This is a genomic window from Vagococcus sp., from assembly GCF_052102835.1.
In the GTDB taxonomy this organism is placed as follows: domain Bacteria; phylum Bacillota; class Bacilli; order Lactobacillales; family Vagococcaceae; genus Vagococcus.
Window position 1 is genome coordinate 43,298 of record NZ_JBQEIL010000010.1, and the last position, 23,142, is coordinate 66,439.

Consider the following 23,142-nt stretch of genomic DNA (forward strand, 5'->3'; position numbering starts at 1 on the left):
TTTGAATAGAAAAGGTGATGTAAGAAATGTTTGCAGATAAAGTATTAGTTCATTTTAGCCAAATTTTTTCTCCAATCGATCATGGTCGTCCTTTAAGAGGCGCTGAAATGTCAGAAGCTACTATTATAGAAGATGGATTTATTGCGATTAAAGAAGGTAAGATTTTAGAAATCGGTAGTGGAGAGCCTCGTAAAGAATTAATCGGTGAGCAAACAAAAATCGTTGATTACTCTGGTAAGATGGCTTCACCAGGATTAATCGATTGTCATACTCACTTGGTTTATGGTGGTAGTCGTGAAAATGAATTTTCTAAAAAATTAAATGGTGTGAGTTACTTAGATATATTACGTGAGAGTGGCGGTATTTTAAGTACAGTACGCTCAACTAAAGCAGCGTCATTTGAAACGTTATATGAAAAAACAAAACGTTTATTAGATAAAATGTTAACTCATGGTGTCACAACAGTCGAAGCTAAAAGTGGTTACGGGTTAGATTGGGAAACAGAAGAGCGTCAAATGAATGTGGTTAAAAAATTAGGCCACGATCAACCAATTGATTTAGTATCAACTTTTATGGCAGCACATGCTATTCCAGAAGAATATAAAGAAAACCCAGACGCTTTTATTGAAATGATTATCGAAGACATGTTACCAAAAGTAAAAGCCGGCGATTTAGCTGAGTTTTGTGATATTTTCTGTGAGACAGGTGTCTTTACAGCTGAACAATCACGTCGTTTATTAACGGCAGCAAAAGAGCAAGGCTTTAAATTAAAAATTCATGCTGATGAAATAGACTCTATTGGTGGTGTTGATGTTGCGGCAGAAGTTGGCGCATTAAGTGCAGAACATTTAATGGTAGCAACAGATGAAGGCATAAAGAAAATGTCTGAAGCGGGTGTGATTGGTAACTTATTACCAGGAACAACCTTTAGTTTAATGGCAAATACGTATGCTCCAGCTAAAAAAATGCTTGAAGCTAATATGGCAATCACATTATCAACAGATAGTAATCCAGGAAGTTGTCCAACAGCAAACATTCAATTTATGATGCAATTAGGATGTTTTAAAATGGGCTTAACGCCGGTTCAAGTTTTTAATGCAGTTACGATTAATGCTGCTTACTCAGTAGCTAGAGGCGAAACGGTTGGTAGTTTTAAAACAGGCAAACAAGCTGATATTGCGATATTTGATGCTCCAAATATTGATTATCCACTTTATTTCTTTGCAACAAACTTAGTTCAAGATGTTTATAAACATGGTGAATTAGTCGTCAAAGACTTTGCAAGAATTTAGACAGAAACCGTTTTAACTCCTATTTTGAATGAAATAGGAGTTTTTTACTATTTTTTTACATATTTTTGTAGAATATGGTTTTTTGTAGTATCATAGAAACTAGTAGTAAAAACAATTTTGAGTAGGTGGTGACGCGATGAGCAAAGAAGTTTACGGTCAATTATTCGGAAGTCCCCAAATCTTTTTAGATGGTCAACCTGTAATTTTCTCATTTGGAAAAATTAATGCTTTGTTGTTTTATATGTTTGTTAATAAAACGGTTAGTCGTGATGAGGTAGCTGGGTTATTATGGCCGGAGATGGATGAAAAAAATGCCAAAAAAAACCTAAGGAATACTATTTATCAAGCCAACAAAATATTAGGCGATGACTATATTTTTTCACCTAATCGAAAAATATTATTATTAAATGAATCACTACCAATCACTAGTGATATTAGTTTGTTTCGGGAACGACCTGAAACGCATTTAGAGTTATATAAAGATCAGTTTTTAAAAGGGTTCTTCCTTAAAGATTCGGAAGATTTTGAGCTTTGGACCGTGAAGATGCGCAATTATTTTGAAAAAATATTTATTAATGAATGCTACCGTAAAGTTAAACAAGATATTGAGATGATGAACTATCATCATGTTGAAAAATATATTCAGCAATTGATTGATATTGATGAGTTTGACGAGCGCAATTATCAATTATTAATGACATATTATCAAAAAATTGAGCGTCATGAAAAAGTGATAGAAGTTTATTATGAACTCGCTGATATTCTTCACTTAGAGCTAGGGATTGACCCTAGTAAGGAAACGCGAGAATTATTTGAAAATTCTTTAAAAATAGCAAATGTTAATAACAAATGCGCACCCAAACGTTTTATCTCAAGTTTTTTTGGTCGCCTTAATGAAATTAATCAATTAGAGAACAATTTTAATTCCTTTTCTAACAATGACGGAGCTTATTCTGTTGTCGTGAAAGGACCAGGTGGCGTTGGGAAAACGAGTCTAGTTAACCGTGTGCTCGATAATATCGCTGAAGATTTTTGTGTTTTAGAAACCCAATGCTACGAGGTTGAAGTTGATTATGATTTGAGGATGTGGCGTCAAATTTTTGCTCAAATTACTAAAATTTTTGAAAAAGAAAATTTATCTCATCCCGCTGGTTGGCAAGCGATTGTTTCCAATTATTTTCCAAGTATTGAGGGTGATTTAAGCCAAACAGTCGATACAGAAACACGAAAACATATTGACATGAACATGTTATCGCAAGTTTTAATTGATGCGTTACGAACCATTGCCGAGAAACAAAAGGTAGTTATTGTGTGTCGTAATATTCAATGGTTAGATAAAGCTAGTTTTAACTTATTATTAAGTACGATGTTACATATCAATAATCAACAAGTTATTTTTGTTTTTACTTTACGAGATGACATGCCAATGTCCATTCATAATTTTTTAGCTATTTTAAATTCGTATGATTTATTACTGGAATTAGAGTTAACGCCATTGAGTTTTCAAGAGATGAAAGATTATGCGAAAAAAGAATTAGGTGAAGAAAAAGCGACGGATTCACTAGTTGAACGACTGTATCAATTAACAGAAGGAAACTTTTTCTTTTTAACTGAATATTTATATATGCTTAAAAATGATACCAAATTAGACGTGATGAACGTTAAAATGCAGGATGCATTGCGAAATCGTTTCATTAATTTGTCACCACAAGAATTACGTATTGTTAATATTGTTTCTTATTTTTATGATTATGTTTCATTGAAACTGGTTTCTGAAATTTTAAATATTTCAAATATTGAATTGGCAGAATTAATTGAAAAATTAATGAATGAATCAATCTTAACCGAGCAGTTGGTTAACAATGATGTGAAAATTAGTTTTACTCATAACCGTTTACGTGAATATATTTATATGAATGAGTTAGAATCTAAAAAATGCCTTGTTCATAAAGAAATTGCGAAGCTTTTAGAGCGCGAAATTCAAATGTTAAGCGAAGATCATCTTATCTATGCTAAAATTGCACATCATTATGAGCGTGCAAATGAACCTTTAAAGGGCATCGAATATCAGATAAAATATCTGCAAACCTATTTTAAGTTTTATCATGAGCTTTTCCCAGTTAATGACCATCCAGATGAGTTGACGATTGATAAAAATAAATTGACTAAAAATTATACGTTAGCTGAGTTTGGAAAAATACGTCAAAAATTAGATGAATTAAAACCTAAATATGAACATGATCGTGAATATGAACGTTTAGTAATGCAGTTCTATAGTATGGAAGGCCGTTTTCATATTCGTTATGGTAACTATGAACAAGGGCTTAAAGCGAGTCACTTAGTTATTCAAATTGCTAAAGAACTAAATGATAGTATCTTTTTATTAGAAGGTTACAAGCATTTAATTTATTATTGTATTCAAACGGATGACGAAAAAGAGATGAGCCATTATATTGAATTGGCTTTAAGTGAAGCTATTCGTAGTAATAATCATGAGTTAATTGGTATTCTGCTACGTTTAAAAGGTCTCTATTACTTAATGATTGGTAATATGACCTTGGCAGAGCAACAATTGAATGAATCCATCCGAACGTTTAGATTAACCGAGTCAATTGAAAAAAAATATGCAGTTAATATTGCGGCAGCCTATGATTATTTGGCTGAAATTCGTAGTATTGAAGAAAAGTACGATGAAGCCATTCTTTTACAGCAAGATGCGATTGATCTATGCGAGGATAAACGTGCTTATTCTAGTCTTTCCGTTTTTTATATTAATATGGGAATTATTTTATTTGGTAAAAAAGACTATGATAAAGCTAAAATGTATTTTGAAAAAGCGTATCAAATTTATGATCGTTTTTCATCTTTGTGGAAGCGACCACAGTTGGATGCTTATATGTCTTTAATTAATCTATACGAAGGGAATTTTATTGAGGTAGCGAAATACCTTAAAAGTTCTAAAAAATATATGGAGCAATTTAATAGTCCGCGTGTTTTGGGTACGATTTATTTTGCAGAGGCGATGATTAAACATCAATTAGTTAATCATCCAATTGAAGAAAATGAAGAATTGAATTCCGTTTTATCGAAGGATGAATTTTATTATTATCAAAAAGCAATGGAATCATTGAGTCCCAATCGAAATAAATTAGAAACCAATGCACTATACCGAGCATTTAATGGCATTACTATTGAAGGTTCTTCCTTTAAGTCAAACAAACAATCATAAAAAATCTTCCTAAACATGTCTTTGTTTAGGAAGATTTTTGGTTTAAAGAGGTTGAATAATTTGTTTTAAAAGATTGAAAGCTGTTTCTGGATAATGTTCACCTAAAAGACCGAGAGCCGAGAGAAGATAATCTCTATCTAACATGAGTTGTGGAGCGATTGGGGTCAACTCACGAGGGGATTGCTGTAAAGCTTCTACTATTAAATCTTTGGGACAAGTACTATGGACAATTACTCCGCCAGTTCCGATTAAGTAATTTAGTAAACGGAGATCCTTACCTTTTTGATAGTATAAATTAAAATTAGGGCGAGGTTCCACGCGTAATTCACCAACATGACGACGGATTGCATTAAAGATGGCTAATTTTGCAATCGTATAATCGAAGTTGCGTTCTTCTGAATGAGTGGGGATAAACTCAGGGTGTTGTTCCCGGTAAAGACATTTTTCTTCTATTTCTTGGTTAGATAATTTTGGAAGGAATTTCTGGAAAGCTCCGAAACCTGTTGTTTCAAGTAAGCTCATTGCCGAATATCGCATTCCTAGGTCGCCTTCAACCGTTCGTTTGAGGAACGGTTCTTGTAAGCCTTCAAAGATGACCTCTTGAAATCCAGATAAATTATTGGAAACCGAATGTACATCTGTGGTTGCCCCACCGACATCAAGAATTGCTAATGGACCAAGCCCTTCTTGACGTTCAGTTCCTTCTGATAACAATTGAGCTGCGGATAAAACAGCTGAAGGTGTTGGAATAACAGGCTTTTTACTAAGTTTAGCTATCTCACCAAGTCCCTTAGCATAGATAATCTTTTCAAAAAAGATCGTTCTTAGAATCTCACGTGTTTTATCTGGATTAAGAACGTTGACTTTTGGCATCACATTATCAGAAATAAAATAATTTCCTCGAGTATTTAAAATGTTCGTAACTTCAGTACTCATCTTTTCGTTACCAGCAACTAAGATGGGGATACTAGAAGTAGTATGTAATAGTTTTTGAGCGCTCTCTTTAATAAATGCTTTGTTTCCACCATTTGTCCCACCAGTCAATAGAATAACATCTGGTTTGAGCGCATTTATTTCGTTGACATCTTGTTCAGATAAGTGGTAAGAATAGGTTTTTAAAATTCGAGTACCAGCACCGAGAGCTACTCTCTTCGCAGCATCAGTGGTCAAACTTTGCGTCAAACCGATAGCGACCATTTTAAAGCCGCCAAAAGCAGAAGAACAAATAAGTACTTCTGCTTGTTCTATTTCATCTAAAGAAACCCATTCTGTTAATTGTTTTTTTAGTTGTTCATAACTATCGACTAAGTGAGAGGTAACCGTCGTTTTTGTTTTAGTTGTAGCTAAAACTTTTTCTTGTTTTAAATCAATCAACGTTGCCTTTGTATCAGTACTCCCAAAGTCAATGAGTAATACAAGTTGTGTCATATCGATACTTTCCTTTCTTTTGTGAATAAATTAGCATGAAGATTAAAATTTGATTAGAAATGCTTTCGTCAAATCGTCAAATGAATAATCTAAAATACGTCAAATGAACAAATTTTAAGGTTGAAATTTAACAAAAGTTAGGAGAAAAGCGGAGATCTTATTTTTAACAACTCTCATAGGTTAAGAGGTTAAAAACGGTCGTTAATTGATGTATAAGGATGTAATTTTATATAAAAAATGTAAAAGAGGCAACACATATCAATCATATCTGAGATTAGTCTAATAAAAGTCAAAACGATATATTTAAGAACGCTTTCATGGGTTAGTTGACCATAAAAAAAGTCAAAAAAACAGATAAAACCCTTGATATATATAGGTTTAGCTTGGTTTGACTTATTTTGTAAGCGGTGTTACTTTTAATGCAAGTCAGATAGAGTTATTGAAAGAAAGTGTTTTGATATTTGATTTCTAAACGAGCATTTGCTTAATGGAAATACCTTATAGAGTAAAGGAGTGACTATTGTAAACGACGTAACAAAATTAGTAGGAAAAAAAGCAAGTTGATGTTATGTAAGAGTTGGCGACTCAATGAAATTATTTTAATTATTTCTATAGTAAAGATGAACAAGTGATATTCCAACTAGTTATAAAAAGAGTATGTTAGGATAAAATAGTCTAAGTCGTAAAGAGAATAGTTAGTCATATTATATGGTTTAAATTAAGTGAGTATGTTTTATTTAATCAAATAAAAGAACATAAAGTTTTTTAAAATGAAAGGACGGAATAAAATGGCAAAATTAGTAGAATGTATCCCAAACTTTAGTGAAGGAAGAGATGAAAAAGTTATTAATGGTTTAGTAGAGGTTGCTAAAAGTGTTCCTGGCGTTACTCTTTTAGACCACTCATCAGATTCAAGTCATAACCGTAGTGTTTTCACTTTAGTTGGAGATGTAGATGGTATTCAAGAAGCAGCATTTAAATTGGTAAAATATGCAAGTGAAAACATCGACATGACAAAACATTCTGGAGAACATCCACGTATGGGCGCAACGGACGTTGTACCATTTGTTCCAATCAAAGATATTACTGCTGAAGAATGTGTTGAAATTTCTAAAACAGTTGCTAAACGTATCAATGATGAATTAAATATTCCAATTTTCTTATATGAAGATTCTGCAACTGCCCCAGATCGTAAAAACTTAGCTCGTGTTAGAAAAGGTCAATTTGAAGGAATGCCTGAAAAATTAAAAGAAGAAGCTTGGGCTCCTGATTTTGGTGAAAGAGCGATCCATCCAACTGCTGGTATTACAGCTGTCGGCGCAAGAATGCCTTTAGTAGCATTTAACGTAAACTTAGATACATCAGATATCACAATTGCAAACAAAATTGCTAAAATTATCCGTGCTTCAGGTGGCGGCTTTAAATATTGTAAAGGAATTGGCGTAATGTTAGAAGATCGTAACATTGCTCAAGTTTCTATGAACATGGTTAACTTTGAAGGAACACCACTTTATCGTGCTTTTGAAACGATTCGTTTCGAAGCTAAACGTTACGGTGTTAACATTATTGGAAGTGAAGTAATTGGTTTAACTCCAGCAAAAGCTTTAGTTGATGTAGCAGAATACTATTTACAAATTGAAGATTTTGATTACAGTAAACAAATTTTAGAAAACCATTTATTAAGCTAATAGAAAAATAAAACTAATTCAATCAAAGGAGAATATGGATGAAATTAATTGATTTAAAAGTTCATGAATTTATGACTGTTTTAGGATCGAATGAACCTGCACCAGGTGGTGGTTCAGCTGCAGCTCTTTCAGCAACAATGGGAGCTTCACTTGTAAAAATGGTAGCTGAATTGACAAAGGGTAAGAAAAAATATGTTGAATTTGAAGAATTAACACATGAAGTTCTAGTTGAAGCAACTCGTTTACAAGATGAATTACTTCAATCAATTGATAAAGATACTGAAGCATTCAATGAAGTATCGGCAGTATTCTCAATGCCTAAAGAAACAGAAGAACATAAAGCAGCACGTCGCGAAGCAATGCAAAAAGCATTACAAGGCGCAGCAATCTCACCATTTAACATGATGACTTTAATGGTTGCTACTTTGAAAGTAACAGAAAAAGCAGTAGGTAAATCAAATGTGAACGCTGTTAGTGACTTAGGTGTCGCTGCACTTAACTTGAAAGCTGGTTTACAAGGCGCTTGGTTAAATGTACTAATCAATCTTTCTGGTATTAAAGACGAAACGTTTGTAAAAACATATCGTGAAAAAGGGGAAGCATTGTTAACTGAAGGTTGTACAATTGCTGATCGTGTTTACGAAGAAGTATTAAAACTTGTTTAATTTATAATTAACCAATTCTAGAAGGGATGATATGAACAGATGGCAACAGATATAGAAATAGCAAATCAAGTAGAAATGAAACCGATTAAAGAGGTAGCAAAAGCTCTTAACTTAACAGAAGAGGATTTAACTTTATATGGAAACTATAAAGCTAAACTAAATGTTAATGAATTAGAAAAAATGAAAGACAAAGAAGATGGAAAATTAATCTTAGTAACAGCAATCACACCAACACCAGCAGGTGAAGGTAAGACAACTGTATCAGTGGGATTAGCAGACGGTCTATCACGTCTTGGTAAAAAATCAATGATCGCTTTACGTGAACCATCATTAGGACCTGTTTTTGGTGTTAAAGGTGGAGCAGCAGGTGGTGGACATGCACAAGTTGTCCCAATGGAAGATATTAACTTACACTTTACAGGTGACTTCCATGCGATTGGCGCAGCTAATAACCTTTTAGCAGCACTTTTAGATAACCATATTCATCATGGTAATGCTTTACAAATAGATAGTCGTAAAATCACTTGGAAACGTGTTGTTGACATGAATGACCGTCAATTACGTCACATTGTTAATGGACTACAAGGTCGTGTAAATGGTGTTCCTCGTGAAGATGGCTATGATATTACAGTAGCTTCAGAAATTATGGCAGTACTATGTTTATCTAATGACATAGTTGACTTAAAAGAAAAATTAAAGAAAATGATCGTTGCTTATAACTTCAGTGGCGAACCAGTAACTGCTGGCGATTTAAAAGCTGAAGGTGCATTAGCAGCTTTACTTAAAGAAGCAATTAATCCAAATATTGTTCAAACGTTAGAGCATACACCAGCAATTATTCACGGTGGCCCATTTGCAAATATTGCACATGGTTGTAACAGTGTTTTAGCAACAAAAATGTCAATGAAATATGCTGACTATACAGTAACTGAAGCAGGTTTCGGAGCTGACTTAGGCGCTGAAAAATTCATCGATATCAAATGTCGTATTGCAGATTTACAACCAGATGCAGTTGTTTTAGTCGCAACAATTCGTGCGCTTAAAATGCATGGTGGCGTTCCTAAAAAAGAATTAGCTGAAGAAAATGTTGAAGCTGTTATTGCAGGTTTACCAAACTTAGAAAAACATATTTCTAATATCCAAGATGTTTATGGTTTACCAGTTGTTGTAGCTATCAACAAATTCCCATTAGATACAGATGCTGAGATTGAGGCAGTTGAATTAGCTTGTAAAGAACGCGGCGTTGAATGTGTTCTTGCAGACGTATGGGCTAAAGGTGGCGAAGGTGGACAAGCCTTAGCTGAAAAAGTAATCGAACTTGCTGACCAACCAAATAACTTTAGCTTTGTCTATGAAGATGAAGATTCAATTGAAGAGAAATTAAATAAAATTGTTCGTAAAGTTTATGGAGGAAAAGGTGTTGAATTAACGAAAGCAGCTCGTAAAGAAATGCTTGAGTTAGAACGTCTAGGATTTGGTAATTTACCAATTTGTATGGCTAAAACACAATATTCATTCTCTGATGATGCAACACTTGTTGGGGCACCAAAAGACTTCACAGTAACAGTTCGTAATTTAAAAGTATCAGCAGGAGCTGGATTTATTGTTGCTTTAACAGGCGCAGTAATGACAATGCCTGGTTTACCTAAATCTCCAGCATCAGAAAGAATTGATGTTGATGAAGAAGGAAACATCTCTGGATTATTCTAATGATTAATCTCCGAGTTCAAGAAGCAAAAAACGTTAAAGTAGCTCAATGGAGTGGAGGAGAAACACGTGAAGTGTTTCTCGCTCCAGACCATGGAGTTTACAAAGTTGGTCAGTTTGATTTTAGAGTGTCATCGGCAACAGTGGAACTAAAAGAATCGAAATTTTCGGCATTACCAGGCTATGAACGTTTGATAATGTCATTAGATCACTGTATTCGCTTAGTTCACGAGAAAGAAGAAGAGATTGAGGAAATTATTCTTCAGCCTTTTGAAGCTCACCATTTTTCTGGTGATGATCAGACCACATCGTATGGTCAATGTACTGATTTCAATTTAATTTATAAGCCAGAATTAAAAGGCTTTATGAAAGCGTGTAACAAAGCCGAACAATTGACTTTGGAAAGCGAAGTAACTGTTATCTACTGTTTGGAAGATGTAGACATTCAGGTTATAAAAAATGAAGAGTTGATAAAAAGTTATCAGTTAGAAAAATATAGTAGTCTTGTTCTAGAGAATCCCGAATCTCACACACGAGTTGAATTTGATTCTCAAGAAAGTTTTCAACCAATTGTCGTTTGTTCAATGATTCAAGAAAAATAAGGCATTGTGTTAAACGTAAACACAGCCGGGAATCTAGAAAGGATAAAAATTATGGAAACGAAAGTTAATGGGGATGAGATTCAAAACACGGAGACACATGAAGATTCAAAGTTTAGCCTGGGAGGGGCAACTCTTTACGGGATAAACGCGGTAATCGGTTCAGGTATTTTCTTATTACCTCAAACGATTTATAAGGACTTAGGTCCAGCTTCATTGTTAGCTATGATATTTGATGCTATTCTAGTATTATTGTTAGCAGTCTGTTTTGCGGAAGTAGCGGGATACTTTGATAAAAACGGAGGAGCTTTCCAGTATTCTAAAGCTGCCTTTGGAGATTTTGTTGGATTTATTGTTGGTTTATTAGGTTGGTTTGTAACGATTATTGCATGGTCAGCGATGGCTGCCGGTTTTGCGAAATTATTGATTGTAACATTCCCAGCATTAGCAGGAAAAAATATTTTAATTAGTATTTTATTAGTTATTGCTTTATCAATAATTAATAGTACTGGTTTGAAAACGTCAAAAATCTTTACAATTACGATTACAATTGCCAAATTAATTCCAATTATTGCCTTTGTTTTAATTGCAATCTTCTTTATTAAAGGTGGATTTGATAAAGGTAACTTTACACCATTCTTACAACTAAAAGAGGGTATGTCACTTTCTGACGCGATGGGATCAACATCGTTAACAATTTTCTATGCATTTATCGGATTTGAAGCGTTACCAGTAGTTGCTGGTGAGATGCGTGATGCGAAGAAAAACGTACCAAAAGCTATTATTGGTTCAATTAGTATTGTTTCTATTCTTTATTTCATGATTATTGCTGGTACAATTGCAATGCTAGGTGTAGGAATTTTAGAAACAGATGCACCAGTACAAGATGCATTTACACAAATGATAGGACCAGCAGGTAAATGGATTATTTCAATCGGAGCTTTAGTTTCAATCTTAGGATTGAACGTAGGGGACTCAATGATGATCCCTCGTTATGGAGCATCGATAGCAGACGAAGGGTTATTACCAAAAGTCGTAGCGAAGAAAAATTCAAAAGAAGCACCAGTTATTGCGATTATCATTTCATGTATTTTAACAAGTGGTTTATTATTGAGTGGTAGTTTCGAACAACTAGCAGAACTTAGTGTAGTGTTCCGTTTCATTCAATATATCCCAACGGCTTTAGCAGTTATCTTTATGCGTAAGAAAAACCCAGATATTACTCCAGCGTTCCGCTTACCATTAGGACCAGTTATTCCAATTTTAGGTATTCTTGTTAGTGTGTGGATGCTTTGGGTTGGAGCTGCAATGACAAGTAAGATTGCAGGTTTAGTAGGTATTGTTGTTGCTGGTGGACTATACTTTGTCTTTAACAGACAAGATAAAGGAACAGAAGCATAATAATTAAAGAGTTTAAAAATTAAAATATTTTATAGATAAACGGGAGGATTCATAATGAGTAAAGAAATTATTTTAGATGGTAAAAGTTTAACTTTAGAACAAGTAATCGAAGTAGCAAGACAAGGTGCTCGCGTTTCGATTTCAGATGAAGCAGTTGAAGCAGTTAATACGTCACGTAAAATCATTGACGACATTGTAGCAAGTAAAAAAGTAACTTACGGTGTGAACACTGGTTTTGGTTCTTTAGTTAAAGTAAGTATTCCACAAGAAGAAACACGTCAATTACAAGAAAACTTAATCCGTACTCACTCAAGTGGTTTCGGAGATCCATTAAAAGAAGATGAAGTTCGTGCGATTATGTTAATTCGTATCAACTCTTTATTAAAAGGTTACTCAGGTATTCGTTTATTAACAATCCAAACATTGATGGATATGCTAAACAAAGGTGTGGTTCCACACATTCCTGAAAAAGGTTCTTTAGGAGCTTCAGGAGACTTAGCACCATTATCACATATGGTATTACCAATGTTAGGTTTAGGAAAAGCTTATTACCGTGGTGAGTTATTACCTGGTAAAGAAGCAATGGAAAAAGCTGGCGTTCCAGTTATCTTCTTAGAAGCAAAAGAAGGTTTAGCTCTAATTAATGGTACAACTGTATTAACAGGTATCGGCGCTTTAGCTACTTATGATGCAATTGAATTATTAAAATTATCAGACGTTATTGGCGCTTTATCATTAGAAGTACACAATGGTATCGTGAATGCCTTTGATGAAGATTTACATACAATTCGTCCTCAAAGTGGACAATTAGCAACAGCACAAAATATTCGTCATTTATTAAAAGGTAGTACATTGACAACACAAGCAACAGCTGAACGTGTACAGGATGCTTATACATTAAGATGTATGCCTCAAATCCACGGAGCAAGTAAAGATTCAGTAGCTTATGTGAAATCAAAAGTAGAAATCGAATTAAACTCAGTAACAGATAACCCAATCGTTACTCGTCGTGGAGCTGTTATCTCAGGTGGTAACTTCCACGGTGAACCATTAGCACAACCATTTGACTTCTTAGGAATCGGTGCTTCTGAAATTGGTAACGTGTCTGAACGTCGTGTTGAACGTCTAGTAAATAGCCAATTAAGTGGTTTACCATCATTCTTAGTGAAACACCCTGGTGTTAACTCTGGGTTCATGATTACACAATATGCTGCTGCTTCATTAGCATCAGAAAACAAAATTTTATCTCACCCAGCAAGTGTTGACTCAATTCCATCTTGTGAAAACCAAGAAGACTTTGTAAGTATGGGAACAACAGCTGCTCGTAAAGCTCGCGACATCGTTGGTAACTCACGTCGTATTTTAGCTACAGAATTAATGGCTGCTTGTCAAGCAATTGATTTTGTTAAAGACCGTGGCGTAATGGGTGTTGGTAGTCAAATCGCTTATGATGAGTTCCGTAAACATGTTAAATTCTTAGAATTAGATAAAGAAGTTGAAATCTATGATGAATTAGAAAAAGCAACAGATGTTTTAATTAAGGGAGACCTATTAAGAGCTGTTGAAGCAGAAGTAGCATTAGAAATTCAACTTTAATACCAGACTTTATTAAACTGAGCCAAAAGAATTACTCTTTTGGTTCAGTTTTTTTTTGAGTTGTTAAAATTTATTTTACAAATAAAGGGAAGTTAGCTATGATGGGTATAATTACTTTTGATAGAGGCTAAGGAGAGGGTTTGGTTGGATAAAATAAGACCGCATGCTGGTCGCTTACAAGAATATGGGACAAAAATTTTTATTTTAATGATTTACGCATTCCTTTATTCGATCGCATTAAATGTATTTTGGCAAAATGGTGATATTTATTCTGGAGGTATTACAGGGATTTCACAAATTATTTCAACACTTGTTGGAAAAACAACGGACTTTACTTTACCAATCTCCTATATTTATTATGCTTTAAATATTCCGTTATTACTGATTGGTTGGTTTATTGTTGACCGTAAATTTGTTGTATTTACAATTATTGGTGTGACACTTGCTTCTTTTGCGATTGAAACAATGCCAAAGATAACTTTAACAGACGATCCAATCATTTGTGCTATCTTTGGGGGAGCGATTGGTGGTTACTCGTTAGGTCTAGCTTTAAAGTATGGCATGTCAACAGGTGGTATGGACATTGTTTTAATTGGTTTGAGACGAATAACTGGAAAAAGCATTGGTTATTTTTCTATGATTATTAATGGAATTGTGGTTCTAACAGCTGGTTTTATTTTTGGGTGGCAACATGCCTTGTATAGCGTATTATCAATTATAGTAAGTGCTAAAGCAACAGACATGGTTTATGTCAAGCATCGTAAAGTACAGGTGATGATAATTACCCATTATCCTGACGAAGTGGTTGAAAAATTACAAGAGCATTTAACAAGAGGGATTACTGTGATAGAACATGCAAAGGGTGGGTATATGCACCAAGAAAAATCAGTTTTAATAACAGTGATTACTCGTTATGAGATGGAAATCTTAAAAGAAACGATGAAAAATGTTGATGAACATGCATTTGTAAGTGTCTCGCATGACGTAGAAATTTTAAGTGGTTTTAAAGAACTAGATATTATTTAGAAAACGAGTATCCTTTTAGGAGATAAAACCTAAAAAGGTACTTTTTTTTTAACGAACAGTTGATTTTAAATTGAGTTTTACTAATCTGAGTTGTAGAATAAGACTAATTCAAATGTTGCTATTTTTTTGGAAAATAAGTGAGGAGAATACCATTGAGCTTTTTTAAAAAATATCAAGAAAATCAATATTTATTAAATGATCAAGAAATAGAAATTATTAAATTTTTAATAGAAAATATTGAAACAGTCAAAAATGAAACATTAAAAGAGATTGCGATAAAGCGTTTTGTGTCACCAAATACAATTGTTCGAATGGCAAAAAAATTAGATTTTCAAGGTTTTTCAGAATTAAAATATTCTTTATTACAAGCTAAAGCAGATGAAAAGACCAAACCGTCTTTAAATTTTTCTTTAAGTGAGGAAGTCTTACAGACTGAAAAGTTAATTCAACACGAAAAAATAGAGAGTGTGATTGAGTCCATAAAACAAGCGGATCATGTTTCACTCTTTGCGTGTGGGCCGTCAAAGTTTCCTTGTGAAGAAATGAAAGAAAAGTTAAGGTTGTTGGGGATTATTTCTTCTGTTTACTATGAGCCACATGTAATGAAACAAAGAGCTAAGAGATTAAAAAAAGAAGATTTAGTTTTTGTTGTTAGCTTAAGTGGTGAAACAAAAACACTAGTAGATGCGACCGGCTTAGCAAAATTATCGGCAGCGACAATTATATCAATTACAGGATTATCGCAAAATACACTAGCTTCTTTAGCAGATGAATCATTGTATGCTTATTATCATCCTTTGAAAATTGGTGAGGTGGATGTGACTTCTCGTATTAGCATTCATTATTTATTAAATTATATTTTTGAACAACTTGTTTCCGTGTGTTTTTCAACACATGAAAGTGTTGAAGAATAGCTAGTGTGACGGCGAATAACTAACCTCCAATTCCATTGTATTTATTTGAGAACGCTTTAAAATAAAAGTATCAAATAAAGCTTGTGGGAGGAAAAAATTATGAAAAAGAAAAATAATATCGTCATCGTTGGTGGGGGTTCCACTTGGTCACCAGGTATTTTAAAAGCATTAACGAAGCATCAAGATATTTTTCCATTTAACAAGATTACATTATATGATGTCGATGCAGAGCGACAAGAAGTGATTGGTAAATTTGGGGAAATTTTATTTAGAGAAGAAACACCAGATATTGAATTTTCATACACAACGGATAAAACAGAAGCTTTTACAGATGTTGATTTTGTCTTTTGTCAAATGAGAACAGGTGGCTACCCAATGCGTGAAAAAGACGAAAAAATTCCATTATCAATGGGATTAATTGGTCAAGAAACATGTGGACCTGGCGGTTTTGCTTATGGCATGCGTTCAATTAGAGATATGATTGAATTAGTTGAAGACGTTCGTAAATTAAGCCCAGAAGCTTGGATTTTAAACTACACAAACCCAGCGGCTATCGTGGCTCATGCATTAAATATGGTCTTTCCAGAAGATAAACGTATTCTAAATATTTGTGATCAACCTGTAAATCTATTACGTTCATATGGACGTTTAATTAATCGTGATTTCAATGAATTTGAACCTACTTATTTCGGTTTAAACCATTTTGGTTGGTTTACTCATGTTTATGATAAAGAAGGTCATGATTTATTACCAGAAATCAAAGATTACACTAAGAAAAATGGTTTTTTACCAGTTGATGCGGAGCAACGTGATCAATCATGGTTAGATACGTATGCGATGGTTGAAGATATGGTCAACGACTTCCCAGATTACTTACCAAACACTTATTTACAATATTATCTATATCCAGAATATAAATTATCGAAATTAGATCCAGCTTATACGCGAGCGAATGAAGTAATGGACGGTCGTGAAAAACGCGTCTTTGAAGAATGTCGTCGTATTGCTGAAGCAGGGACAGCTAAGGATTCACATATTGTTCACAATGATGCTCATGGCGATATGATTGTCGAAGTAGCGGCGTCTATTTATGGAAACTTAAGAAGAACGTTTATTGTGATTGTTCCAAATAATGGCATTGTTTCTAACTTATCAGATGATTTGATGATTGAAGTTGCCGCTTCATTGGGGGTTAATGGACCAGCACCTTATGTTGTCGGTGAAATCGGTACCTTTTACAAGGGGTTGATTGAAGGACAATATGCTTATGAAAAATTAACATGTGAAGCCTATTTAGAAAAATCATATACTAAAGCTTTACAAGCGTTAACTTTAAATCGTACCGTGGGGGATGCGAAAAAAGCACGTCAAATCTTAGATGCTTTAATTGAAGCAAATGTTGATTATTGGCCAGAATTGAAATAAAGATAAAATAGTAGGACTTAAGTGAAGAGAGTTAAAACGATAACTCTCTTTCTTTTTTTTCTAAATGAAAACGTTTTTTGGAGGGGAAATATGAAAAAAGATAAAGTATTAGAAGCGTTTCAAAAATTAGGTAAAGTATTAATGGCTCCAGTATTGATTTTACCCATTGCGGGAATTTTAGTTGGAGTGGGGAGTGCTTTTTCAAACCCTAATTTGATTAAATTAGCTCCATTTTTAGGTAGTTCATTTTTCACTTATTTTTTTACGATTATGAAAGAAGCAGGAAACGTCGTTAATAATCATATTCCGGTTATTTTCGCTATCTCGATTGCTTACGGTTTTGCAAAAGCTGAAAAGGGAACAGCTGCTTTATCAGGTTTTCTAGGTTATATGACAATGAATACCGTAATGGGAACTTTTTTAACCTTGCGTGGAACGATTACGCCGGATGAATTACCTAACAGGTCAAAAAGGCATATTGGGCGTTATTACGTTGGATACCGGTGTTTTTGGGGGGATTTTAATTGGTCTTTTAGTTAGTTATTTACATAATCGTTATTATAAAATTCAATTACCACCCATATTCTCATTATTTAACGGGACTCGTTTTATTCCAGCCGTTACGATTGTCGCTTCTTGTTTTGCTGGTTTAGCCATGTCCTTTATTTTCCCGCCGATCCAGTCGGTTTTAAATATGTCATCTGAATTTATTGTGACAACGGGTTCATTAGGTGCTTTTTCATATGGTTTATTGGAAAGGCTTTTATTACCATTTGGCTTACATCATTTCATCTACTTACCCTTCTTTTTTACTAGTTTGGGTGGCGTTGCTGAGATTGGAGGCGAGGTCGTAGAAGGAGCCGTTAATATTTACAATGCGATACTCAATACACCAGGAGCAATGTTTGATATTAGTGTGAGTCGTTTCTTAATGAATGGAAAAGTTATTTTTGCGATGTGTGGTCTGCCAGGAGCAGCTTTAGCCATCTATAAAACCGCTCGACCAGAAAATCGAAAAAAAATAGCGTCATTGATGATAGCTGTCGTAATTCCTTGTGCTTTAATGGGGATAAGTGAACCACTTGAATATAGTTTCCTATTTGTTGCTCCAGCACTTTTTGGAATTCATGCCATTTTTTCTGGGCTAGCTTATCTCGTGACGTATCTTGTTGAATTTAATGTAGTGGGATCTGCTACTTTTGGTGGTCCATTCATGTCTTTAATTTTTAATGGTGTCTTAGGCGCTGATAAAGGTTCTAATTGGCTATGGGTGATCCCTCTAGGTTTAATCTATTTCTTTGGTTATTACTTTGTTTTTAAATTTGCAATTGAAAAATGGGACTTAAAAACACCCGGTCGAGAAGCGAAAGTTGAACAAGTGGCTAATGACAAGGTAGTTTCCTTAAATGAGGAAGAATTTTTAGCTGATTTAGTTCAAGCAGTTGGTGGAAAAGAAAATATTGCAAAAGTAGATGCTTGCTTTACACGCTTAAGATTAACGCTAAATGACACATCGAAAGTAAAAGAAAATAATTATTTTACCTCTAATTTAAATGCTAATGGCGTTGTGAATGTTTCATCTGGTATTCAGATTATTTATGGTAATCAAGCCTCTATTTTTAAAACACAATTACGAGAATATTTAGGTCAAGAATAAATAAAGAAAGGAGTCATCTAATGTTTAATTTATTCAGTAAAAATAAAAAAAACAAATCAAATGAAAATAATCTTTATGCTGTTGCCGAGGGGAAATTACTAACTCTTTCAGAAGTAAGTGATCCGGTTTTTTCTCAAAAAATGATGGGTGAAGGCTTTGCTATTCGTCCAACGAATGGTCGTGTTTTTTCTCCGATTAGCGGTAAAGTAACGAGTATATTCCCAACTCAACATGCTCTAGGCTTGGAGACACCACTGGGGTTAGAAATTCTTGTTCATATGGGATTAGATACGGTCGAATTAGAAGGAGTTCCTTTTGAGATATTAGTCAGTGAGGGGGAAGAAATTCAACCAGAAACGCAATTAGCACTAATGGATTTGAGCCATTTAGAAAAAGAAAGTAAATGTGCCGATATCATTGTGGCAGTGACAAATAGCAATCAAAAACTTGAAAGTTTAATTTTAGAGAAGTTAGTAATGGTTAAGGCCAACGAAAAAATAGGGAATTTAAAAATAAAATAGAATAAAAAAAAGCCGCTCGATAAAATCAGAGCGACTTTTTTGATTCTGTTTTATTTTAGTACCAACCGTTGTTCATCCAGAATGATTGAGCATTTTCCCATGAACCATAACGACCAGCAACATATTCATCAGCAACACGTTCTTGATTAGCAGCCGAATGGTCACCGTTTAAATAACTAGGGTCTAATTGGTAACGCCCAATGTGGTGTCCGTTAGTTGCAGTGTAGCTACCACCAGACTCTTTTTGAGCAATCCATTCTTTAGCACTTGATGAAGAACCTTGATAGTTACTTGTTTCAGCAGCAACTTCTTGTACCGGTTGTTCAACGACAACTTCTTGAGCGACAACTTCTTGTTGTACTGGTTGTTCAGTAACAACAGGTTCACTTGGTTGGTTATCTGAATTAATGGTTAATTTTTGACCCACGTGAATTAAGTTGATATCTTGAATTTTATTTAGTTTAGCAATTTCATCGATTAAAGAATTATTACCTGCAAACTTTTGCGAGATTAGAGATAAAGAGTCACCTGATTTAACAGTATATACAGTTTCAGCATTTGCTTGAGTTCCAATAAATAATCCTAGCGCCATTGTTGTTCCGAATAGTAAAAATTTTAGTGATTTCATAAATTTAAAAATCCCCTTCTGTTTGTTTAAGTATTTTATGATTGGGCGAGAGTAATGTTTCGTTCGCCTCAACATCACATACTTTACCATCAAAAATTATTTCGTAGGTGAAGGAAATAATTAAATTCAATGACAGCTAGTCGGGTTTTTGTAACAATGACTTGTATTTAGAAATATTGTTAATTTTAAAAAAGGAGAGTAAAAAAATAAACAGTAAAGATGAACTGTTATGGTAAATGGAAGTTTATTTTGTTTTATCAATTAGTATTTGGTATAATGTTTATCATATTTGTTATTTGAAGGGTTGGTTTGTTATTCGTATATATTACGATTGTGACAAGTGTGTCATAGCTGACATCTGTTTGTAGTATCTTTTTTGAGGGAAAAGCGTAAAAAAATAGCTTTTATTGCAAAATAAATAGCTATTTCTCCTTTTTTTTCTTATACTATATAGGTAGGTGTGTTAATTATTGTAGTTAAGGGTGGGAAGAAGTATGATAGTGGATTCCAATTTACCAGTGGAACGAGATCGCTTGAAAAATAGATTAATACGTTTAGTCAAAGAAGATAATGAAATTATCAGCTGTTTTTTTGGTGGCTCGATTGGGAGCAACCAAGAAGATTACTACTCGGATATTGACGCACGGATTGTTGTAAAAGAACATGTCAATTTAAGAAGAAAGCAACGTGAAATTATTAACTCAATTGGAGAACATCTTTTTATTGAAACGGAAGAAGAAAATTATTCGGTGATTCATTATGCTACTTTTATTAAGTTGGATTTATTTATATACTTTGAAGAAGAGTTATTTCCAAACATTTGGTTGAAGAAAATAGAAATCGTAAAAGATAATGGTTGGCTTAAAGAATTACAAAATTATTCACAACAAGTGATGTATCGCGTAACGCAAGAAGAATTTGATGCCATCCTATTTAAATACTATGGTTATTATTTTGAACTCTATCGTAGCTTAAAACGCGGTGAAACAAATTATTTTGAAGATGTCTCACTTCATTTAAAACAAAGTTTGGTTTCAATGTGGTATATTGAAAAAGGTTTTTGTCCAAATAAAGACTATGGTTGGAGTAAATATGAAGGAAATCGCTCAGAGTTAACGTGGCATGAGAGAATTTTTTTAAAGAGTTTTACACCATTACCACGTGAAGACGTGGCTTTATTTACACAGCAGATTCGGATCTTGATGTTTGAATCCACTGAAAAAGTGGCTGTTTATAATAATCTGTTTTTTGACAAAGACGTTTTTAGAGAAGTTCACCGTTTAATCTCATTTACATAAAAAAGTACGGATAAAGTTGTTTGAAAAGACAACTCCATTATCCGTACTTTTTTGATTGTAAATTTATTCTTTTAAAGGTTTTAGTAAGCGAATCCCGTTAAGTAAGACAATAATAGTACTTGTTTCATGAACTAAAATACCAATAGGTAGGTTCATTTTACCAAAGATATTTAAAAGGACTAGGAAAAGAACGACAGCCATTGAGAAAACAATATTTTGCATAACAACCTTGTTTAAACGTTTAGAAATTTTATGTGCATAAGTTAAACGAGTTAAATCATTTTGCATCAAAACAACATCAGCAACATCAATGGCAACGTCTGTACCATCGCCCATTGCAATTCCAATATCAGCAGTAACTAAGGCGGGTGCATCATTGACGCCATCGCCTACCATTGCAGTTTCTCCGTATTTATTTTGAAGTTCTTTAACTGTTGCGGCTTTATTTTCAGGTAAAACATTTCCCATAACTTCATCAATGTTGAGCTGTTTCGCGATGGCTTCCCCAGTGATTTTGTTATCTCCGGTAATCATAATGGTATGAATTTCTTGAGATTTTAAGTAGTCAATCATATTTTTAGCAGCTTCATTTGGTAAATCCATCATCGCAATCAAGCCAAGTGCTACATTATTTTTCCCGACAAAGACGACTGTTTTCCCTTGACTCGCAAAAACCTGTTGTTTTTGTCTAAGTTCTTCTGGAATTTCGCCGACTTGTTCGGCTTTCCCAATTTTGAATAGATCGCTATTTAATGAAGCTTCCAATCCGTGACCTAAGCGATTATTGACCGTTAATTGTAAATCTTGAGTCGGTTCAATCGCTTCTAAGATCGCAGTTGCAAGCGGGTGATTAGCCTGTTTTTCCATAGCGACAATGATATTTTTAAGCATTGGTACTTCTTGTTGAGTATTTTTTAAAAAATATAAGTCTGTGACAGCAGGTTTTCCTTGAGTCAACGTTCCTGTTTTATCAAACGCCATCGCTTTGACATCTGCTAAGTTGGAAAGATAAGAACCACCTTTAAAAAGAACCCCGCGTTTGGCTAGGTTAGAAATCGCTGAAAGAGTTGCTGGAACATCACTGGCAGCGAGTGCACAAGGAGAAGCTACCGTTAGAAAAACCATTCCTTTATAGAAACTATCATACCAACTATAATCAAAGACAAGGGGCATTAATAGGATGTAAAGTGGAATTAAAATTAAAACCAACGTAACGTATTTGGGTTCTAGTCGCTTAATTTTAGTAGCAGTTCGGGTTAAATTATCTTGTGATTGATTGACTAAGTCTAATATTTTAGCAAAAACAGTCTCTGAACTATCTTTAGTCACCACCATTGAAAAAGCAGATTGGCCATTGATTGTACTACCAAAAACGGAATTTCCAGCTACTTTTTCAACAGGAATACTTTCTCCATTGATTGAGGATTCATCAATAATCGCAAGTCCTTCAATAATTTCTCCATCCGTTGGGATTTGATCGCCATTTAGAACTCTCAAATGATCTCCAGGTTTTAAATCAGCAACAGGAACAATTTTCGTTTCTCCATTTTCAAGAAGTAAACGAGCTTCCGTTGGATTCATCGCAATTAGATTAGTGATTTCACGCTTACTTTTTTCTTCCACATAATCTTCAAGGAAATGAGCACCTGCGAAGATAACAATCAATAAAGCTCCTTCTTTGAAATCACCAATAATCGCAGCACCAATAGCTGCGAAAGCCATTAAGATATGAACATTGGGAGTGAACTTTCTTTTACTTTTAGTTTGATGGTAAGTATCAGAAAAACCTTCTATAATAATGTGATAACCGGATAAGAAGATGGTTAGTGTCGCAAGTAAGTTAATCACCAAAGTAGAAAAAGGGAAATAACTTAAAATAAAAGTAGCTAACCCAATAAAATAAAGCACGGTTGGTAATTTACCATGATGATGTTCGTGTTCATGTGTGTTTGATTGTTGACAAGCCATAATAAAAACCTCCTTAAAATATAATCATATGAATTACTTTTCATATGATTAGTATATCATGTTATAAAAATAATTCAAGAAGTTTCTGTTTTTATAATAA

The 23,142-nt window shown here is 34.0% G+C and carries 18 protein-coding genes; 15 read left to right on the forward strand and 3 right to left on the reverse strand.

Annotation, left to right across the window (positions count from 1 at the left end; translation table 11 throughout):
- Nucleotides 1-26 precede the first annotated feature (26 nt).
- Together hutI and ACTJFD_RS09800 are read left to right on the forward strand one after the other, a co-directional pair.
- A complete protein-coding gene (gene hutI, locus ACTJFD_RS09795; RefSeq protein WP_442261303.1) occupies nucleotides 27-1,292 on the forward strand; it encodes an imidazolonepropionase in 1,266 nt (421 codons plus the stop codon).
- Nucleotides 1,293-1,428: 136 nt separating this feature from the next.
- Nucleotides 1,429-4,521 (forward strand): AAA family ATPase, encoded by a 3,093-nt coding sequence (locus ACTJFD_RS09800; RefSeq protein ID WP_442261304.1) that lies wholly within the window; start codon nucleotides 1,429-1,431, stop codon nucleotides 4,519-4,521.
- 42 nt (nucleotides 4,522-4,563) lie between these two features.
- Here the strand turns inward: ACTJFD_RS09800 and glmL are convergent, their stop codons facing one another.
- Entirely contained in the window at nucleotides 4,564-5,949 is a 1,386-nt protein-coding gene (glmL, locus tag ACTJFD_RS09805; protein ID WP_442261306.1) for a methylaspartate mutase accessory protein GlmL, read from the reverse strand.
- A gap of 788 nt (nucleotides 5,950-6,737) precedes the next feature.
- On the opposite strand from glmL, the gene ftcD reads away from it, so the two are divergent.
- The 12 genes from ftcD to ACTJFD_RS09865 all read left to right on the forward strand — a co-directional run bounded on the left by ftcD (nucleotide 6,738) and on the right by ACTJFD_RS09865 (nucleotide 19,148).
- Nucleotides 6,738-7,637: a glutamate formimidoyltransferase gene (gene ftcD, locus ACTJFD_RS09810; RefSeq protein ID WP_442261308.1), complete on the forward strand. Its 900-nt coding sequence runs from the start codon at nucleotides 6,738-6,740 to the stop codon at nucleotides 7,635-7,637.
- A gap of 38 nt (nucleotides 7,638-7,675) precedes the next feature.
- Nucleotides 7,676-8,302, forward strand: a complete 627-nt coding sequence (locus ACTJFD_RS09815; protein ID WP_442261310.1) for a cyclodeaminase/cyclohydrolase family protein — start codon at nucleotides 7,676-7,678, stop codon at nucleotides 8,300-8,302.
- Between the two features lie 39 nt (nucleotides 8,303-8,341).
- Nucleotides 8,342-10,012: a formate--tetrahydrofolate ligase gene (locus ACTJFD_RS09820; protein WP_442261312.1), complete on the forward strand. Its 1,671-nt coding sequence runs from the start codon at nucleotides 8,342-8,344 to the stop codon at nucleotides 10,010-10,012.
- Nucleotides 10,012-10,611 (forward strand): HutD/Ves family protein, encoded by a 600-nt coding sequence (locus ACTJFD_RS09825; RefSeq protein WP_442261313.1) that lies wholly within the window; start codon nucleotides 10,012-10,014, stop codon nucleotides 10,609-10,611. The genes ACTJFD_RS09820 and ACTJFD_RS09825 overlap by 1 nt, the downstream gene beginning before the upstream one ends.
- 48 nt (nucleotides 10,612-10,659) lie before the next feature.
- Entirely contained in the window at nucleotides 10,660-12,009 is a 1,350-nt protein-coding gene (locus ACTJFD_RS09830; RefSeq protein ID WP_442261342.1) for an APC family permease, read from the forward strand.
- Nucleotides 12,010-12,063: 54 nt separating this feature from the next.
- On the forward strand, nucleotides 12,064-13,605 hold the full coding sequence (gene hutH, locus ACTJFD_RS09835) for a histidine ammonia-lyase (RefSeq protein WP_442261315.1): 1,542 nt from the start codon (nucleotides 12,064-12,066) through the stop codon (nucleotides 13,603-13,605).
- A 207-nt stretch (nucleotides 13,606-13,812) separates the two neighbouring features.
- Nucleotides 13,813-14,631, forward strand: a complete 819-nt coding sequence (locus ACTJFD_RS09840; RefSeq protein WP_442261344.1) for a YitT family protein — start codon at nucleotides 13,813-13,815, stop codon at nucleotides 14,629-14,631.
- A gap of 152 nt (nucleotides 14,632-14,783) precedes the next feature.
- Complete coding sequence (locus ACTJFD_RS09845) at nucleotides 14,784-15,545, forward strand: MurR/RpiR family transcriptional regulator (protein ID WP_442261317.1); 762 nt, start codon at nucleotides 14,784-14,786, stop codon at nucleotides 15,543-15,545.
- A gap of 99 nt (nucleotides 15,546-15,644) precedes the next feature.
- On the forward strand, nucleotides 15,645-16,970 hold the full coding sequence (locus ACTJFD_RS09850; RefSeq protein WP_442261319.1) for a 6-phospho-alpha-glucosidase: 1,326 nt from the start codon (nucleotides 15,645-15,647) through the stop codon (nucleotides 16,968-16,970).
- Between the two features lie 90 nt (nucleotides 16,971-17,060).
- Entirely contained in the window at nucleotides 17,061-17,510 is a 450-nt protein-coding gene (locus tag ACTJFD_RS09855) for a PTS transporter subunit EIIC (RefSeq protein WP_442261320.1), read from the forward strand.
- Entirely contained in the window at nucleotides 17,419-18,627 is a 1,209-nt protein-coding gene (locus ACTJFD_RS09860; RefSeq protein WP_442261321.1) for a PTS transporter subunit EIIC, read from the forward strand. Before ACTJFD_RS09855 ends, ACTJFD_RS09860 begins: the two co-directional genes overlap by 92 nt.
- 20 nt (nucleotides 18,628-18,647) lie before the next feature.
- Nucleotides 18,648-19,148 carry a PTS sugar transporter subunit IIA gene (locus ACTJFD_RS09865; RefSeq protein ID WP_442261323.1) on the forward strand — a complete coding sequence of 167 codons (501 nt, stop codon included), beginning with the start codon at nucleotides 18,648-18,650 and terminating at the stop codon, nucleotides 19,146-19,148.
- Nucleotides 19,149-19,203: 55 nt separating this feature from the next.
- Here ACTJFD_RS09865 and ACTJFD_RS09870 read toward each other — a convergent pair whose 3' ends face one another.
- Complete coding sequence (locus ACTJFD_RS09870) at nucleotides 19,204-19,776, reverse strand: LysM peptidoglycan-binding domain-containing protein (RefSeq protein WP_442261324.1); 573 nt, start codon at nucleotides 19,774-19,776, stop codon at nucleotides 19,204-19,206.
- 494 nt (nucleotides 19,777-20,270) lie between these two features.
- Between ACTJFD_RS09870 and ACTJFD_RS09875 the strand changes: the two genes are divergently transcribed.
- The gene (locus ACTJFD_RS09875; RefSeq protein ID WP_442261326.1) at nucleotides 20,271-21,074 is read left to right on the forward strand and encodes a hypothetical protein; all 804 of its coding nucleotides are present in this window, start codon (nucleotides 20,271-20,273) and stop codon (nucleotides 21,072-21,074) included.
- A gap of 63 nt (nucleotides 21,075-21,137) precedes the next feature.
- On the opposite strand, the gene ACTJFD_RS09880 is transcribed toward ACTJFD_RS09875, so the two are convergent.
- Nucleotides 21,138-23,042: a heavy metal translocating P-type ATPase gene (locus ACTJFD_RS09880; protein WP_442261328.1), complete on the reverse strand. Its 1,905-nt coding sequence runs from the start codon at nucleotides 23,040-23,042 to the stop codon at nucleotides 21,138-21,140.
- Between the last annotated feature and the right edge of the window lie 100 nt (nucleotides 23,043-23,142).

Coding starts and splice junctions, on each gene's coding strand:
- ACTJFD_RS09875 (WP_442261326.1), top strand. CDS start 20,271: ATGATAGTGGATTCCAATTTACCAGTGGAACGAGATCGCTTGAAAAAT.
- ACTJFD_RS09815 (WP_442261310.1), top strand. CDS start 7,676: ATGAAATTAATTGATTTAAAAGTTCATGAATTTATGACTGTTTTAGGA.
- ACTJFD_RS09840 (WP_442261344.1), top strand. CDS start 13,813: ATGATTTACGCATTCCTTTATTCGATCGCATTAAATGTATTTTGGCAA.
- ACTJFD_RS09855 (WP_442261320.1), top strand. CDS start 17,061: ATGAAAAAAGATAAAGTATTAGAAGCGTTTCAAAAATTAGGTAAAGTA.
- hutH (WP_442261315.1), top strand. CDS start 12,064: ATGAGTAAAGAAATTATTTTAGATGGTAAAAGTTTAACTTTAGAACAA.
- ACTJFD_RS09800 (WP_442261304.1), top strand. CDS start 1,429: ATGAGCAAAGAAGTTTACGGTCAATTATTCGGAAGTCCCCAAATCTTT.
- ACTJFD_RS09820 (WP_442261312.1), top strand. CDS start 8,342: ATGGCAACAGATATAGAAATAGCAAATCAAGTAGAAATGAAACCGATT.
- ACTJFD_RS09825 (WP_442261313.1), top strand. CDS start 10,012: ATGATTAATCTCCGAGTTCAAGAAGCAAAAAACGTTAAAGTAGCTCAA.
- ftcD (WP_442261308.1), top strand. CDS start 6,738: ATGGCAAAATTAGTAGAATGTATCCCAAACTTTAGTGAAGGAAGAGAT.
- hutI (WP_442261303.1), top strand. CDS start 27: ATGTTTGCAGATAAAGTATTAGTTCATTTTAGCCAAATTTTTTCTCCA.
- glmL (WP_442261306.1), bottom strand. CDS start 5,949: ATGACACAACTTGTATTACTCATTGACTTTGGGAGTACTGATACAAAG.
- ACTJFD_RS09880 (WP_442261328.1), bottom strand. CDS start 23,042: ATGGCTTGTCAACAATCAAACACACATGAACACGAACATCATCATGGT.
- ACTJFD_RS09850 (WP_442261319.1), top strand. CDS start 15,645: ATGAAAAAGAAAAATAATATCGTCATCGTTGGTGGGGGTTCCACTTGG.
- ACTJFD_RS09870 (WP_442261324.1), bottom strand. CDS start 19,776: ATGAAATCACTAAAATTTTTACTATTCGGAACAACAATGGCGCTAGGA.
- ACTJFD_RS09865 (WP_442261323.1), top strand. CDS start 18,648: ATGTTTAATTTATTCAGTAAAAATAAAAAAAACAAATCAAATGAAAAT.
- ACTJFD_RS09860 (WP_442261321.1), top strand. CDS start 17,419: ATGAATTACCTAACAGGTCAAAAAGGCATATTGGGCGTTATTACGTTG.